We start from the raw sequence: 16,481 nt of genomic DNA on the forward strand, positions 1-16,481 counted from the left end.
CCCCGGTCGGGCGCACGTGACCCCGATCACCTTTCCGGCGTCGCCGCCAGCCGCTTGTCGGGCAATTGCTACCGCTGGTCGGCTGAGGGCTGGCCGGGCCGGGGCCGATAGGTACAGTGGCTGCAGGGGTATCAGGGAGAATTCCATGCAAGTCTTGTCGCGTCAGCGAGGCGTCTCGTTGATCGGAGTGCGCGGGCCGGGGAATGCCGGCGTTCGCTCACCGGGGTGCGGATCAGTACGGGTTGCGGCGCGGCGGCGCGCGCGCGGCTTTACCTTGGTCGAGCTGATGATCACCATGGTCATCGCCCTGGTGCTGCTCATGATCGCGGTGCCGAGCTTCAAGAACATCACGCTTTCCAACAAGCTCACCACTACCGCCAACGACATCGTCAATGCGATCAACGTTGCGCGGATGGAAGCGGTCAAGCGCAACTCCAACACCCAGCTCTGCAGCAATTCGTCTGGCGCCAATACGAGCGACACGTTGGGCGGCGCCTGCGGCACGGAAGCCGGGGCGGTTTATGCACTGAGCGGGGCTGCACCCAGCCCGGTGCTGGCCGGCACTGGCGGCATCGTCTCGCCGATCCAGCTCAACGGTGACATGACGGCGCTGCGTTTCACGGCACAGGGACTGGCGCGCAAGGTAGGTACGACGGCCCCGTATAGCGACACCGTCGTGGACATCTGCACCAGCCAGATGAATACCAACAACCATCGGGTAATCACGATGACGGCCGGCTCGATCCTCACGACCACCACCACCTCGGGAAGCTGCCCCTCGTGATGAACAGCCCGAAGACCCTCATGCCACAGCATTCAGCGAACAGGCCCGGCGCACGCCGGCGATCCCTGCAGTCCGGCGTCGGCCTGATCGAGGTGCTGGTCGCCGTGCTGGTGCTATCCATTGCCTTCCTCGGCATCGCCGCGTTGCAGGCGATGTCGATGTCCACCAACAACAGCGCGATGGCGCGCAGCATGGCCACGATCTCCAGCTATTCGATCCTGGATGCCATGCGGGCGGATATGAACACGGCCAGGGCTGGCACCTACAACACCACGGTCGCCGCCAATAACTGCCCTGACACCAGCGCGGGAACCCTGGCCAGCGCCCAGCTTGCCCAGTGGTGCACCCAGCTTGGCCAGAGTCTGGGGGCGGCGGCCACAACCACCGGCCTGGTCGCCTGCACCGATACCGGCTCCAGCGCCGACTGCACCGTCACCATCACCTTCGACGACAGCCGCGCAGGTGTAGGCGGCAGCAGCGTCCAGAAAGTCATCACCAGGGCCATGCTATGAGCCGCCGTCCCATGTTTCTTTTTCCCCGGGGACGGCGCACGTCGCGGCCAGGCGGGTTGTCGCCCGGCTTCACCCTGATCGAGTTGATGGTGGCCATGTTGCTGGGCCTGGTCGTGATCGGCGGCGTGGTCAGTGTGTTTCTGGCCAACCAGCGTTCCTACCGCACCAACCAGGCCTTGGGCGACGTGCAGGACGGCTCGCGCATCGCCTTCGAGATGATGGCGCGCGATATCCGCGATGCCGGGCTCACCGGCTGCAGCAACAATGGGCGTGTCGCCAACGTGCTCAACAACGGCCCGACCGGTGGCGGCACGGCGTGGTGGGCCAACTGGAACAATGCGGTGGTCGGTTTTGGCGGCACCCAGACCGATCCGGCGGTGGCCATTGGTACGGCGGAGAAACAGCGGGTGAGCGGCACCGATTCGCTCATGCTGCTGGGCGGCGAAGGTTCCGGCGTGAGCGTCAACGTCAACACCGAGCCAGCGGCCACCTTCACCATCAACGAGGCAAGCACCGACCTGCAGGCCGGCGACGTGGTCATCGTCTGCGACCCCGACCATGCCACCCTGATGCAGATCACCAGCTACGCCGGCGGCACCATTACCCACGCCGCCAGCGGCTCGCCGGGCAATTGCACCACGGACCTGAACTTTCCCACCGTGTGCAGCAGCAGCGCCAGCTACGTCTTTGCCACCAACTCGCAGATCACCAGGCTGGGCGCCGCCGACTGGTACATCGGCAACAACCCGGTGGTCGGTGGCCGTTCGCTGTATCGCATGGATCTGGTCAACGTTGCCGGCGTTCCCACGCCGACCGCCCAGGAAATGGTGCGCGATGTCACCGACATGAAGATCACCTACCACCAGTCGGGCAATGCCGATTTCGCGGTGGCCAGTGCAGTCACCAATTGGGCCCTGGTCGATGCCGTGCAGGTGAACCTGACGCTGGAAAGCGTCGACAAGCGTGCCGGCACCGACGTCAAGCCGCTCAAGCGCAGCTTCACCGCCACCACCACCGTGCGCAACCGGGTGAAATGAAATGAGCCACGTCCCCGCATCCATCAACCTGTCCGATCCCGCAAGCCGCCCGCGCGGCGCGCAACCCCCGCAGCGTGCCGGTCAGCGCGGCGTGGCCCTAGTGGTGGCGCTGCTGCTGCTGGTGGTGATCACCCTGGTCGGCCTGGCCGCCGTACGCGGCACGATCATGCAGCAGAAGATGGCGTCCAACCTTTTCGACAGGCAAATCGCCTTCCAGGGTGCTGAGGCGGCGATGCGTGCCGCAACGGCGCGCATCGCCGCCAACCCCACCGACATCGCGCGCAACTGCCAAGCCGGCGGCGTGTTCTGCCGGGGCAACCCGTTCGACGACCCGAACCTGGACACCGGCAAGATCATCACGGTGACCTCGGGCACTGCGTCGGGCCAATTCGCGAAAAGCAGTGTGGCCACCGGTCAGCCGCAGTACGTGGTGGAGAACATGGGCAACTGGTACAACCCCAGCACCAGCACCGGTTACGGCCAGAGCGCCAATGCCCACAACTACGGTGCCCAAGGCACTTCCACCACCGCTGTGTATTACCGCGTCACTGCACGCAGCGGCGACCCCGCCCAGGTGGGCGACCGTGCCGTAGTAGTGCTGCAGGCCATGGTCAAGCAGGGTTGAACAGCCGCTTCAAGTTGACAGGGCGCATGGGCCTTTCCATGACGCATCATTCGAGAGCGCTACCGTCATGAACACATCATCCCGTCCACGCAGCAGGTTTAGTGGGTTCCTGGGCAAGCTGCTGTACAGCAGCCTGTCCATCTGGATGCTCGGCGTCGTCTATACGCCGGCCCTGGCAGCGACCGTCCCCGTCGACCAGTCGCCGCTGATCATCCAGCGCTCGCTGCCGCCGAACGTGGTGTTGATGCTGGACGATTCGGGGTCGATGGCTTGGGATTACATGCCGGATAAGGGCTATCTGACCAGCACGACGTCAGACGGTTATCGCAACTCGACCAATAACGGAACGTATTACAACCCTAGCGTTACTTATGCGCCACCGTCCCAGGCAAATGGCATTGATAATTATCTGGCATCGCCGGGTTTGGACAAAGCGTATAACGATGGATTTCGTGATACTTCCGCCGTCGATGTGCGCTCTTATAACGGGGGAAGCTACGATTATTTCACGGCCCTTCCTCGCGAAACCTCAGCTTCGTATGCGTCCACGTGCGACAGCGGCTATACGTTGAACATGAAAAGTGGCACATGGTGGTGCACTCGTTCAAGTCGATCTGATAGAGCACCAATCTGCTCCGCCGGAGATTCGCTCAGCTCCGACCAGGGCACCTGCACGACAACGACCATTAATCTGTTCACCTACACCACGGGTTCAGCTGCCGGCCCGTATACCCGACATTATGTGGGACTTACCGGCGATTGTGCGAAGGTTGCTGCCGCAAGCCGCACCAACTGCGACGACAGTTCGACAACACAGCAGAACGTGGCGAACTGGTTTTCGTATTACCGCACACGTATCTTGATGGCCAAGAGCGGGTTGATGAATTCGTTTTCTACCCTGGATCCTACGTTCCGGGTCGGTTTTGGCTCCATCAATGGCAACAACAGCGCTGGGTTACCTTCGCCCACCTCCACATACAACACTAAAGTGATTGCGCAGGTCGCCCCTTTCGGGAATGGATCTACCGGTACGCAAAAGAACAAATTTTGGAGCTGGTTGGTTGGGGTCGACGCTAATAGTGGCACTCCTTTGCTGTCGTCGCTGGATGCTGTCGGTCAGTACTATCAGTCGGCGCAGCCGTGGCAGGGGATGTCCTCCGATCCGGATTACACAACGGCTGCCGGAAGCACCGAGCTTGCCTGTCGCCAGTCGTATACCATTCTGACTACGGATGGTTTCTGGAACGGAACTACCCCTTCCGCTATCACCAGCAGGGGTGACGTGGATGGTACTGCTGGCACGGCGGTGACGGGGGTCAATGGCCAGAGCTACACCTACACGCCTGCGTTGCCTTACCGGGACGGTGGTTTAACCACGACCAACACCCTGAAGAGTTTCTCGCAAACTGGTTTGACTTCGGCTCAATGCGCCACTTCATATAACAACGCAATAAGTCCGCCGAATAGTGCGCAAAGTCCCGAGAACTATAGCTGGGTAGCGGCTACGACTGGCAAGAATTCAAAGCCGAGTCAGTGCAAATACGGCTATATACAGACCACTACTTCGACGGTCAGTTACAGCGGAACGCTCGCTGACGTCGCCATGACGTATTGGAATACGGACCTTCGCTCCACGGTGGCCAATGAAGTGCCAACCAATGCCGAGGACCCGGCGTTCTGGCAGCACATGACGACCTTCACCCTGGGACTGGGTTTCACCCCGCAATATTCGGATGGATCGAAGATCCCGATGGATCAGGTATTCGCCTGGGCGAACGGTGACAGCAGCAAGGCCATCAATCCCTTTATCTGGCCGCAGCCCAGCGCCGATTCGATCAACAACATTGCCGACCTTGCGCACGCCGCGGTCAACGGCCATGGCGGCTTCTATTCCGCCACCAGCCCCGAGTCGTTTGCCACCGGCTTGAAGGAAGCGCTGAAGCGCGCTGCCGAGCGTGTAGGTACCGGTGCCAGCCTGGCGGCGAACTCCACTCAGCTGCAGACCGGCACGGTGGCGTACCAGGCCAATTACTGGACGGCCAAGTGGAAGGGCGACCTGAAGGCGTTGGCGGTGGATTCCACCAGCGGAGCCATCGCCACCAGCCCGACCTGGACAGCTTCGAGCCAGTTGCCTGCGACGGCCATCGCCACCCGGAACATCAAGACCTACAACCCGTCCGCATCGGCTGGCAGCCAGTTCGTGGACTTCAATGTGGCTACGGACGGTAGCCTGCCTTCACTCTCGACGGCCCAGCACACCGCGTTGAGCACGGTGGGTGGTGCGGCCACCAATGAGACGGATCTGATCAACTACCTGCGTGGCGATGCCTCGAAGGAGCAATCCAACACGGGCAGTTACCGCAACCGCGACATCCCGATCGGCGACATCGTCAATTCGCAGCCGGTCTTTGCGGGTGCGCCGAATGCGAACCAGTTCTATACCGAAAAGTTCACCGGCTCGACGGTGTTCGCCCAGTATGCGAGCAACAACGCCAGCCGCGCCGGCACGGTCTATGTGGCCGCCAACGACGGCATGCTGCACGCGTTCGATGCCGGTACCGGTGCGGAGGCGTTTGCCTATCTTCCCGGCGCGGTGATCACCGCCGGCGTGAGTGCGCTGGCGAGCCCGGACTACGGCGGCACGGTGGCGCATGGCTTCTTCAACGATGGCGAGCTGACCATCGCGGACGCCTACATCGGCAGCCCGGTGGGCTGGAAGACCGTGCTGGTGGGCACCACCGGCCGCGGTGTGGCCAAGACGGTGTATGCGCTCGACATCACCAACCCGGCCAGCGTGAAGTTCCTGTGGGAGCGCTCCGCCGGCGATGGTCAGGCCAACAGCACCTATATCGGCCAGATGACCGGCAAGCCGGTGATCGCGCAAACCGCCGACGGCACTTGGTCGGCGCTGATCGGCAACGGCTACAACAGTACGGCCGGCGTGGCCGCGCTGCTGCAGTTCAACCTCGCCGACGGCACCCTCAATGTGCACAAGACCACCGACACAAGCGGCTTGGCGGCGCCGGCCGTGTGGATGGACCCGTCGGGCAACGGTGTCAGCACCGCGGCCTACGCCGGCGATGCAAACGGCAACGTGTGGTCGTTCGCGCTCAATACCAGCGTGGGCACTTCGGCCACGGCCACACCGGACAGTGATGGCGTGAAATTGTTCACCGCCATGGACGCCAGCGGCAACGTGCAGCCGATCACGGCGGGTATGCTGGCCGGCAAGGATCCGAATACCGGCAACACCTGGGTGTTCTTTGGCACCGGCCGCTACCTGACCACGACCGATCTTGCCAACCTGAACACCCAGAGCTGGTATGGCCTGATCGTGCAGTCCGGCACCAGTGGGCTGGCGGTGACTGCGGCTTCGACGCGTACCGCCAACCTGGTGCAGCGTTCCATCACTGCCGAGGTGGGCAATGGGCGCTCCGTGACGACCCTGGCGCAGGCTGCGGCGGCCAGTGCGTCGATCACCGGCAAGTCTGGCTGGTATATCGACCTCACGTCACCGGTCAACGGCGCGGAAGGCGAGCGCATGGTCACGCCCAACCAGTTCCAGGGCAACCTGCTGCTGGGCACCACGCGCATCCCGCAGGCCACCGACCCATGCAACCCGTCCGGCCGCGGCTGGATCATGGCCCTCGATCCGTTCACCGGCACGAATCCGTCGACGAGCTTCTTCGACATCAACGGCGACGGCAAGATCGACTCGTCCGATGAGGTCAATGGAGCGCCTGCGGCAGGCATCGGCTTCACTTCGCTGCCGAACAACCCGATCTTCGTCGGCAGCACCATGCTGACCAGCTTCGACAACGGTTCGACCAGCAGCATCAAGACATCGAGCTCGAGCGGTGGCATGGAGCGGGTGTCCTGGCGAGAGCTGATCAACCAGTAAAGGAATCGAGACGATGAAGCAGCTCTTGTCGATGGAACGCGGTATCCCGCTGGCGGGTGAAGCCGGCCTGTCAGCGGTTCCCCGCGCCGTACCGGTTAGTGTGTGGCGCGACGCGGGCTTCACCATGATCGAACTGATGATCGTGGTGGCGATCATCGCGATCCTGGCTGCGATCGCGGTGCCGGCCTATTCCAACTACGTGGTGAAGGCACACCGCGTAGCGGCCGAGGGCTGCCTGTCGGAGTACGCCAATTACATGGAGCGGTATTACACCACCCATCTGCGCTACAACAATGATGGCGCCGGCAATGCCAACACAGTGGCGGCGGCGGCGCTGGACTGCGCCACACCCCAGCGCACCGGCGTCAACTACAGCTACGACCTGCCGTCTTCATCGCTGAGCGTATCGAGTTACACGGTGACGGCCACGCCGATCAACGCGCAGCTGACTCGTGACGTCAAATGCGGCACCCTGAGCATCGACCAGACCGGTAGGCGTGATGCCACCGGTTCTGCGGGGCCGGCTGGGTGCTGGTGATGCCGTGAGGTTTTTTGCGTTGCGCTAGCGGGAGGCCAGGAACGAACCCTTCCTGGTCCCCGCGGCAGACCGGGAGAGCGGACCGGCGCGTGGTTGTTCGGGGCGCCTTGGTTTTACGGCATTCATGGCAGTTGCAGCCGCTCGCGCAAGCCGCCTTGCCGCTGGATCGGCCGCGCCAGTGCGGCGCGCAGCGAGTCGTCGGTGGTCCAGATTTCGACGTGGGCCCTGGCGCGCGAGATGGCGGTATAGACCAGTTCGCGGGTGAGTACGCGGTTGTCCGGGTCGGGCGGCAGCAGCACGGCCACGTCGTGGTATTCCGAGCCTTGGCTGCGGTGGATGGTGATCGCCCAGGCGCTGTCGTGGGCGGGCAGCGCGCGTGGCGAGTAGCTGCGCAGGCCGGCGTTGCCGTCGCGGTCGCTGAGTTCGAACCACACGCGCAGCCCTTCTGCACCTTCCAGCGCGATGCCGACGTCGCCGTTGAACAGGCCGCGGGCGTAGTCGTTGCGGGTGATGATGACGGGGCGGCCGTGATACCAGGCGCGGCTGCCGTCGATGCCGAAACGGGCGGTGAGCCGGCGCGCGATCAGGTCGTTGAGGCCTTGCGCACCGAACGGGCCGTCGCGCAGCGCGCACAGGATTTGCAGCTGGCGCAGTCGCTGCAGCGCTTCGGCCGCGTCGATGGCCGGCATCAGCAGCGATTGCAGCAGGTCGGCGTGGCGTTCGATCCAGCCATCGACGCAGGCGCGCAGGGCATGGGCGTTGGGGCAGTGGCGCAGAAGCAGGTCGCCGTCGCTGCGTTTACTCAGCAGTGCATCGAGCCACGCAGGATCGGGCGTATCGCGCAATGCTTCGACGCCGCGCTGCAGGCCGCTGCCAGCGCGCCAGGTGTGGGTCAGCGTGAGTACCTGGCCGGCCAGTGGGGCGGCGTCGGCAGCAAGGTCGGGCGCCTGTTGCAGCAGCGGCGCGAGCAGGTTGGCCAGCGACGACGGCAGATGGTTGCGTGGCGCGCCGGCGACGATGTCGGCCAGCACGGAACCGGCGTCGACCGAGGCCAGCTGGCCCGGGTCGCCGAGCAGGATCAGCACCGCCTCGGGGCGCAACGCCTGCAGCAGCTGGCGCATCATCGCCAGGTCCACCATCGACGCCTCGTCCACCACCACGATGTCCTCGGCCAGCGGATTGTGCGAGCCGCGACTGAAGCTGTTGTCCATCGGCCGGTAGCCGAGCAGGCGATGCAGCGTGCGCGCGTCGGCGTGCGGAATCTGCTGCAGGAGCGCGCCCTGCGCGCGACGCTTTTCGGTGGCGTGATCAAGAGCATCGCGCGCCGGGTGCGCTCCTGTGGGGGCCAGCGCACTTTGCAGCTCGGCCTTGCCCTTGGCGATGGCCTGCACCAGGCGCTGCGCGGCCTTGCCCGTGGGCGCGGCCAGCGCGATGGACGGTTGCGCCGGCAGGCCGCAGGCCCGTGCGTGGTGCAGCAGCATCAGCAGCATGCGCACGACGGTGGTGGTCTTGCCGGTGCCGGGGCCGCCGGTGAGCACGAAGAAGCGCGCGCCGGGCACGGCGGCCACGGCGGCGCGCTGCCCGTCGGTGGGGCCGGGCGGCATGCCGGCGAACAACGTGTGCAGATCGGCAGCCAGGATGTCGGCGGCGATCGGCAGCGTGCGTTGCGCGCAGCGCTGCAGGATCGCATCGGCGAGCTTCGCTTCGTGCTGCCAGTTGCGCCACAGGTAGAAGCGGTGCTGCGCGTCGAGCACGAACGGAGTGAAGCGGGTGCCGTCGCCGACCCAGTCGTGCCGGCGCAGGGCGGCCAGCGCCTCGGCATCGAAACCGGCTTCGGTATGCGGGTCGGCCAGCCATGCGCAGGAATGGCCGTGGCCTTCGGCGGCACTGGCTGCGCGCACGGCCTGGGCGAGCAGGGCCGAGCCGGAGCGCTGCTGGACCCATTGCGCCAGGGTCTGGTCGATCGCGCGCTCGTCGGCGGTGGGCACGGGGTTCATGCGGCCGCCTCCTGGATGCCGGCGAAGGCATCGTCCAATGCCTCGATCAAGGCCACCGGCCAGCGCCGGCGCCATACGCCCAGCCCCGGCGCCAGGCCGATGGCGCGCACGAACAGGTACCAGCTGTCGCCGAGCTGATGTTCGGCCGTATAGCCGTCCAATCGCTGGCCAAGGTAGCGGTGCAGCGCCACGGTGTAGAGCAGCGCCTGCAGCGGATAGTGGTGCACGGCCATGGCGGCATCGAGCGAATCGCTCTGGTAGTCGTGCAGGTGCGCACCGAGCCAGTTGGTCTTGTAGTCGAGCACGTGGAAGCGGCCGTCCCAGGTGCAGATCAGGTCGGCGAAGCCGATCAGCATGCCGTTCAATGTGGTGGCGTCGAGGCTGGCCGGCACCGTGTCGGCGTGGCCGTGGGCGGCACAGATCCGGCGCAGCCGCGCCAGCGGCACCTGCTGCACCGGGAACTGGAATTCGAATTCGGTGATGCGTTGTCCGGTGGGCAGATCAATCAGTCGCAGGCCGTCGCCGAGATCGGCCTGGCGCACGCGGTCGATCATCCGGCCCACGCGTTCCAGCGCTTCGTCCGGCGCCGGGCCGTTGGCCTTGATCGCCTGCGCGGCCAGCTGGCCGTACAGCAACTGGCGTTGTGCGGGCCAGACCGGGCCGGGCTGGGCCAGCTCCAGCACGTGGTGCACGGCGTCGCCGAAGCGCGGGCCGCGCAGCGGGTACAAGGCCAGCAGGCGGCTGTCTTCGGCGGTTTCGGCCGGTGGCTCCGCGCCGTCGGATGCCTCGATGCCGTCGTCGTCGATCACCACCGCGGCCGCCGCGTAGCGGGTGAGGCCACTGAAGCTGTGCAGCCATTGGAACGGCCGCGGTTGCGGCAGCGGTGCCTGGGTGGCGCGCGGCGCAGCCAGCTCGACTGGTGCCCGGTAGCGGGTGAAGACCTCGGCAAACGGCGGTGACAGTTGCATGCCGCCGAGAGCTGCGGCCAGGCGGTCGAGCGAAGCCTCGCCTTCGGGCAACGCCAGTTGCCGCTGGGCCTGCCCGATCAGCAGGTCGATCGCCGCCCATTCCCACGCTTGTGCCTCGCCGCCGGGCAGCGGGCCGCGGTCGACCCAGTACACATGCACCGCATGCACGGCGCGGGTCAGCGCCACGTAGAGCAGGCGCAGGCGTTCCTCCAGTTCCTCGCGGAAATGCCGGCCGCGATGCTCGACGAAATCCACCGAGCCGAGGTCGACGCAGCGTCGGCCGCTGGCGTCGTGGTAGCGCAACAGCTTCGGCGCGTAGCTGCCGTTGCGACTGCCGATGCGCCACACCAGCGGCAGGAACACGATCGAAAACTCCAGCCCCTTGCTGGCGTGGATGGTGAGCAACTGCACCCGGCGCGCATCGCTCTCGATGCGCAGCTGGCGCTCGTCGGCCGCCTCGGCGTCGCCGTCGCTGCCTTCCTGGCGCATTTCGAGCAGCCACGCGTACAGCCCGTCCAACCCTTGTCGGGCGGCTTCCTCCCCGGCCAGCAGTTCGCCCAGATGGCGCAGGTCGGTGAGTACGCGTTCGCCTTCGGGCAACGCCAGCAGGGCGGTGGCGCGCGCGGCCAACAAGGCCTCGATCAGCGCCAGCACGCCGCGCGTGCGGACCAGGTCGCGCCACGCTTCGAAGCGTTCCAGCTCGCGCTCGAACGCGGCGGGCTGATCCTGCCAGGTGCGGAATTGTTCCAGCGTGGCGCCGAGCAGGGCGGTGGCCAGCGCGCCGCGCACGGCCTGGTCGTCGTCGGGATGCAGCACGGCGTACAGGATCAGCTCCAGCTCGCGCGCGACCTCGCCGGCGAAGATGTTGCCGCGACCGCTGCCCACGCAGGGCACGCCGCGCGCGACCAGGCGCGTGCGCAGCGCCACGATCTGGTGGTTGGTGGACAGCAGCACGGCGATATCGCCCGGGTTCACCCGCTGGCCGCCGATCTGTTGTTGCGGGTCGTTGAGCAGTTCGGCGATGCGGTTGGCGCAGTCGTCCAGCGCCAATGCCTCGAGTTCGCCGAGCGCCTTCAGCGGGTTGCCTTTCTTGTCGACGGCGTCGCCGCGAAACGGGTGGAGCACCACAGGTTGCGCCACGGCTTCATCGCCGACGGTGTACGGTTTCTCGTCCGCCTTGCCGGCCGGCGCAACCTGCTGGTAGCGAATTTGTGGCTGGCCGAAACCGCCCTCCGCTTGGCTGTACCAAGCGTTCAGGGCAGCGACCAAGGCGCGACTGGAACGGTGGTTGGTGCCCAGCGAAAAGCGCTGGCTGGCCTGTTCGCTGGCGCGCAGGTAGGCGGCGATGTCGCCGCCGCGGAAACTGTAGATGGCCTGCTTGGGGTCACCGATCATCACCAGCGTGCCGCGTTCGCGATAGATGCGCTCGAAGATCGCGAACTGGCGCTGGTCGGTGTCCTGGAATTCGTCGATCAGCGCCACCGGGTAGGCTTCGTACAGACGGTCCGCCAGCACGTCGTCGGCCTGTTCGCCGCAGAGCCGCTGGTACACCGCATCGATCAGCATCGAAAACGTCATGACGTGGCGCTGGCGCGCGCGTCGCGGCATCTCTTCGCGGCAGGTTTGCGCCGCTTCGGCCAGTACCGCACCGCGGGTGAACGTGGTGCGCAGCTGCAGCAGCGGACGCAGCACCCGCAGGGCTTCGATCAAGGGGTGGGCGTTGAGCGTGCCGGCGCTGGCGAGTGCTTCCTGCGCGAGTACCTGGTCGGGGTCGAACGCGTCGTCGAGTGCAGCAGCCAGCTGTTCCTCATCGTCGTCCTGCAGCGCACGGGCGATCTTGTCGAGCCGGTTCGACAGCGCACTCTTGCGCGGCGCGTACAAGGTCTTGTCGCCGGCCAGCCGTTGCAGTTCGGCGACGTTTTCCGGCGTGTGCAGCGCGGCCAGCCGGCGTTCGAGTTCGACCAGGCCGCCGGCCTCGATGCGTGCGTCAGTGCTGTTCGCCAGTCCGCCGAGATCGCGCAGCAGCCCTTCCGGGCCGTCCTTCAACAGCAGCTCGGCTTCGCGCGGATCGACGCTGCCGGCGAGGTAGCGGCGGCGCCAGAAATCCTCCACGCATTCGCGCATCAGCTGCTGTTCGTCGAACAGCTTGTCGTTGGCAAACGCGGCGCCGCTTTCCAGCGGATAGTCGCGCTGGATGCGCTGGCACAGTGCGTGGATGGTGGAGACCGGCGCGCGGTCGAGGTCGGTGCGGGCGAGCTGGATCCGGCGCAGCGCGCAACGGATGCGGTCTTCGTCGGGACACAGTGCGGCCAGCCAGCTTTCCAGCGGATTGTCGCTGGCCGCATCGATGGACGCGGATGCGAGCAGCCGCTCGACCTCGACCAGGCGCCGGCGCAGGCGCTCGCGCAATTCCTGCGCGGCGGCATCGGTGAAGGTGGTCACCAGGATCTGCTCCACGCTCAGCTTGCGTTCGAGCAGCAGGCGCAGGTAGATCACGCCGATGTTCCAGGTCTTGCCGGTGCCGGCGCTGGCCTCGATCAGGATGCGCCCATGCAGCGGCATGGCGCGCCAGTCGAGCGGGGGCAGGGCGGTGGCGTCGGCGGCGGTCAAGGGCGGATCTCCTGCGCAACCTTCATCAGTGTCGTATGTCCCGGGTCGAGCACGTCGCAGACCAGTTCGGTGGCGGCGACGAAGGCACGGTGCGCGGGACCGGCTTCGTCGAAAAGATCCAGTCCGCGGCTCAGCAGGGCCGCGTAGCCGGGCGCGTAGTCGCGTTCGCCGCCGTTGAAATCGTCGCCTTCCCAGGCGGCGGCAGCCTTGGCAAGGCGCTCTTGTGGCGCGCTGGCGGCATAAGCCTGCGCGGTGCGCGGGAAGAACAGCAGCGGTTGTTGTTCGGCAGACAGGTACGCCTCGATCAGCTGGCGCAGCCCGCGACGCAGTTGCGCGGCATCCTGCGCCAGCACAGGGACGAGCAGCCCCGCGCTGCGTGACTTTCTGTTGTTGGACGTGGGCTCCAGGTACTCGCCGTGCACGGCGTCGGCGCGGGTCAGCCGCAGTGCGGCCCAGTCGATGTAGAAGGCGAGGATGTCCTTCAGTCCCGCGGCACGCGACGGTTGCGCATCGAACAGCAGGGCGCCGTCAACGCCGTGGAATACCCGGTCGACCACGCCGGTCAGGCGCAGGTCATCGCCGAGATCCAGGTCGACCGCCTGCGCCACGGGCTGCGCCCGGCCGTCGGCAAACAGCTTGTGCGCACCGTCGAGCAGGGGATGCAGCGAGTCGCGCAGTTGCGCGTAGGTTTGCTCGCCTATCGCGCCGCCGGCGAGCATGCCGGAGTGGGCCAGCCAGGCGGGTGGTTCGTCGGGCAATTCGCAGCGACCGGCGGCGAGCGCTTCGAACAACAGCCGGTGATCGACGCGTTCGATGCGGTCGAGTCCGGTCTCCAGCGGTTCGCGATCGGGCCAGCCGGCGTTGTCCAATGCCTGCAGGCTGATGCCGTGACCGCGCAGCAGTGCCTCCCGGACAGGATCGCGCCAGTAGCGCTTGAGTGCGGCCAGTGCGATCTCGCCACCGGTGGGCAGGGTTTTCGTGGCGACCGGTGCGGGCGTGATGAAGCGCTGGCCGTCGTCCGCCGTGGGCACAGCGAGGAAGGCGGGGTCGTACGAGAACAGCCGCGGATCGTGCCGGGGTTGGCCTTCGGCATCGCGCTCGTAGTAGCGCGCGTCGAACGGCTGCAGCGGGTGGCGGATGCGCCATGGCCGCTCGGCCTTGTCGTCGTCGGCAATGGCGTGCTGTTCATCGAGGAACTGCAGCAGCTCGGCCAGCGGCGCGGCGGGATTGCGCGGCTTGCCGTCGCGCACGCCTTCGCCGACGTAGCTGATGTGCAGCACGTCGCGCGCCGACATCAGCGCTTCCAGGAACAGGTAGCGATCCTCGCTGCGCGTGTCGCGGTCGCCGCGGCGCGGCTGGCCGAGGATCTTGTTGAGTCCGGCGTCGTTGCCGGGGCGTGGGAACTCGCCCTCGTTCATGCCGAGCAGGCAGACCACGCGGAACGGGATCGAGCGCTGCGGCACCAGTCCGCAGAAGGTCACCCCGCCGAGCAGGAAGGCCTGACGCTCCGGCACCGCGTCGAGCGCACCGCGCAGCGCCTCGCGCACCACGCTCCATGGCAGCGGTGCGTGGACGTCGGCTTCGGCGGCCTGGCTGGCGAGGCCGGCGACGAGCCGGCGCAGGGCGTCGAGTGCGTTCTGCTCGGCGTCGTCGCGCTGGTCGGCGAGAAACAGCGCGTCGATCCGTTCCTGCAACCACTCGCTCCACGCGGCCAGCGGGCGCGCGCTGGCGAAGGCGTGGCGCGCCTGGCGCAGTTCGCCGAGCAGGCGGTCGAACTGGCCCAGCGCCTCCACCGCGCTGCCGGCGACGCCCTGCAGCGGCAGGATGCCGTCAAGCAGTTCGCCCTCCGCATCCTGGCCCACGATCAGCCCGGCATACATGCGGTCGAAGCCGAACTGCCATGAATTCGTGTCGACCGCCGCCGCGCCGGCCTCGGCCTTCATCGCGGCATCCAGGCCCCACGCCACGCGGGCGCGGCGCAGCCAGCGCTCCAGCGCGTCGCGACCACCGGCGTCGATCGCGAAACGCCGCGCCACTGCCGGCACGTCGAGGAAATCCAGCACCTCGCTGACCGTGAAGCGGCTCTCGGCCAGGTCCAGCACCTGCGCGAACGCGCTCATCAGCGGATGCGCACGGGCCAGCCCGACGTCGGCCAGGTGCCAGGGAATGTGCAGCGGATCGCTGCGGTATTGCGCCGGCTCGCCGAACACCGCCGCGAGGTACGGTGCGTAGGCGCCGATGTCGGGCGCCATCACCACGATGTCGCGATGCTGCAGGGTCGGGTCGTCGGCCAGGCAGCGCAGCAGGGCGTTCTTCAGCACTTCCAGTTCGCGCAGGCGGGTGTGGCAGGCGTGCACGCGCAGGCTGGCGTCGTGGCGCAACGCGGGCAAGATCTCGCCGAGGGCGGCACCGCCGGCCAGTTGTTCGCGGATCGGTGCGCCGACCAGCTCCGGCTGCAGGCAGCGGATGCTGGACTGCAGTCGGGCGAGCAGCGCGGTGGCATCGTCGAGCGGCTCGGCCTCGTCGAGCGGGTCGCGCTCGTCGATGGCGTCGCACTCGTCCAGGGTGAGGCAGAAATCCTGCGCGATGCGGCCGAGTGCCACCAGCAGCGGATGGCCGACCTCGTAATACAGCGCTTCCGGATCGTCCGCATGGGCGAGCAGGAAGCGCTGCTTGCGCAGATACACCCAGTGTTCGCGGCAGGGGTCGGGAAAATACAGATGCACCGGCGTGTGCAGTGCGGCGGCCTGCAGCGCCGCCAGCACGTCGGGCGGCAGGTGGCTGACGCCGAACACGTGCAGCGGCGGATCGCTGGCCAGGCCGTTGCCGGCACGCAGTGCATCAAGCAGGGCGGCGCTGCGCTGCGCGCGGTGCGGGCGCTGGATGGAGGTTCGCAGCCGATGCCACAGCGTCGCCTGCCAGTCGCCGTCGTGGCGGGTCGGGTGCTGTTCCCAGTCGAGGATCCAGTCTGGCCGGTAGATCAGGTACTGGGTGTACAGGCCAGCCAGGTGCTCGGCCAGCTGGAAACCGCGCCGCGCGGCATCGTCGCCGGCCAGATAGGCGCGGACTTCCGCCGCGTTCGATGTGGACAGCACCTGCAGCAGACGCCAGCGCAGCACTTCATGCCGATACGCGCCGCCGATCAGCGCCTCGTCGCCCAGCATGCGGCGCGCGCAGCGCTCGAACCACTGCCAGGGCAAGATCATCTCGTAATTGGCGGCGATGCCGTGCCCGCCGTGCGGGCCACGGCGCTGCGCCAGGCGGCCGAGCAGCCAGCGCTGCAGCCCCGGGTGCGCCGCCACCACGGTCTGCGCGGCCAGCGGATTGGCCGGTCGTTGCGCTTCCAGCTGCAGCGCCAGCGCATCGGCCAGCCGCTCGGTGCGGCTGCCGCGATGGACGATCAGTCCGCCTGGGTCTTCCCTCATTCCTTCCTGCCCCGCTGACGCAATGCGTACAGCATACCGAGCCGCGACTCATCGTTTGCGATTGGGGTTCCAGCTGCCTGCAGG

General features: G+C 66.8%; 9 protein-coding genes. 6 read left to right on the forward strand and 3 right to left on the reverse strand.

Going from position 1 to position 16,481, the window contains the following annotated elements; translation table 11 throughout:
• Nucleotides 1-145: 145 nt before the first annotated feature.
• The 6 genes from ABD024_RS05990 (at nucleotide 146) to ABD024_RS06015 (ending at nucleotide 7,397) form a co-directional block, all read left to right on the forward strand.
• A complete protein-coding gene (locus ABD024_RS05990) occupies nucleotides 146-784 on the forward strand; it encodes a GspH/FimT family pseudopilin (protein WP_343850652.1) in 639 nt (212 codons plus the stop codon).
• Nucleotides 784-1,296, forward strand: coding sequence for a type IV pilus modification protein PilV (pilV, locus tag ABD024_RS05995; RefSeq protein WP_425543125.1), 513 nt, complete (start codon nucleotides 784-786; stop codon nucleotides 1,294-1,296). Before ABD024_RS05990 ends, pilV begins: the two co-directional genes overlap by 1 nt.
• 11 nt (nucleotides 1,297-1,307) lie before the next feature.
• Nucleotides 1,308-2,333, forward strand: a complete 1,026-nt coding sequence (locus ABD024_RS06000) for a prepilin-type N-terminal cleavage/methylation domain-containing protein (protein ID WP_343850654.1) — start codon at nucleotides 1,308-1,310, stop codon at nucleotides 2,331-2,333.
• A gap of 1 nt (nucleotide 2,334) precedes the next feature.
• On the forward strand, nucleotides 2,335-2,958 hold the full coding sequence (locus tag ABD024_RS06005; protein WP_343850656.1) for a pilus assembly PilX family protein: 624 nt from the start codon (nucleotides 2,335-2,337) through the stop codon (nucleotides 2,956-2,958).
• A gap of 67 nt (nucleotides 2,959-3,025) precedes the next feature.
• Nucleotides 3,026-6,859, forward strand: a complete 3,834-nt coding sequence (locus ABD024_RS06010; RefSeq protein WP_343850658.1) for a pilus assembly protein — start codon at nucleotides 3,026-3,028, stop codon at nucleotides 6,857-6,859.
• Nucleotides 6,860-6,872: 13 nt separating this feature from the next.
• A complete protein-coding gene (locus ABD024_RS06015; RefSeq protein ID WP_343850660.1) occupies nucleotides 6,873-7,397 on the forward strand; it encodes a type IV pilin protein in 525 nt (174 codons plus the stop codon).
• Between the two features lie 122 nt (nucleotides 7,398-7,519).
• Here ABD024_RS06015 and recD read toward each other — a convergent pair whose 3' ends face one another.
• The 3 genes from recD to recC are packed head-to-tail and all read right to left on the reverse strand — an operon-like array spanning nucleotide 7,520 to nucleotide 16,397.
• Nucleotides 7,520-9,394, reverse strand: a complete 1,875-nt coding sequence (gene recD / locus ABD024_RS06020) for an exodeoxyribonuclease V subunit alpha (RefSeq protein WP_343850662.1) — start codon at nucleotides 9,392-9,394, stop codon at nucleotides 7,520-7,522.
• Nucleotides 9,391-12,972, reverse strand: a complete 3,582-nt coding sequence (locus ABD024_RS06025) for a UvrD-helicase domain-containing protein (RefSeq protein WP_343850664.1) — start codon at nucleotides 12,970-12,972, stop codon at nucleotides 9,391-9,393. Before ABD024_RS06025 ends, recD begins: the two co-directional genes overlap by 4 nt.
• Complete coding sequence (recC, locus tag ABD024_RS06030; RefSeq protein WP_343850666.1) at nucleotides 12,969-16,397, reverse strand: exodeoxyribonuclease V subunit gamma; 3,429 nt, start codon at nucleotides 16,395-16,397, stop codon at nucleotides 12,969-12,971. The genes ABD024_RS06025 and recC overlap by 4 nt, the downstream gene beginning before the upstream one ends.
• Between the last annotated feature and the right edge of the window lie 84 nt (nucleotides 16,398-16,481).

Source organism: Rhodanobacter soli, from assembly GCF_039523495.1.
Classification (GTDB): domain Bacteria; phylum Pseudomonadota; class Gammaproteobacteria; order Xanthomonadales; family Rhodanobacteraceae; genus Rhodanobacter; species Rhodanobacter soli.

What these genes read in the sequence shown, in the direction of transcription:
- ABD024_RS05990 (WP_343850652.1), top strand. Translation starts at nt 146, where the DNA reads ATGCAAGTCTTGTCGCGTCAGCGAGGCGTCTCGTTGATCGGAGTGCGC.
- pilV (WP_425543125.1), top strand. Translation starts at nt 784, where the DNA reads ATGAACAGCCCGAAGACCCTCATGCCACAGCATTCAGCGAACAGGCCC.
- ABD024_RS06000 (WP_343850654.1), top strand. Translation starts at nt 1,308, where the DNA reads ATGTTTCTTTTTCCCCGGGGACGGCGCACGTCGCGGCCAGGCGGGTTG.
- ABD024_RS06005 (WP_343850656.1), top strand. Translation starts at nt 2,335, where the DNA reads ATGAGCCACGTCCCCGCATCCATCAACCTGTCCGATCCCGCAAGCCGC.
- ABD024_RS06010 (WP_343850658.1), top strand. Translation starts at nt 3,026, where the DNA reads ATGAACACATCATCCCGTCCACGCAGCAGGTTTAGTGGGTTCCTGGGC.
- ABD024_RS06015 (WP_343850660.1), top strand. Translation starts at nt 6,873, where the DNA reads ATGAAGCAGCTCTTGTCGATGGAACGCGGTATCCCGCTGGCGGGTGAA.
- recD (WP_343850662.1), bottom strand. Translation starts at nt 9,394, where the DNA reads ATGAACCCCGTGCCCACCGCCGACGAGCGCGCGATCGACCAGACCCTG.
- recC (WP_343850666.1), bottom strand. Translation starts at nt 16,397, where the DNA reads ATGAGGGAAGACCCAGGCGGACTGATCGTCCATCGCGGCAGCCGCACC.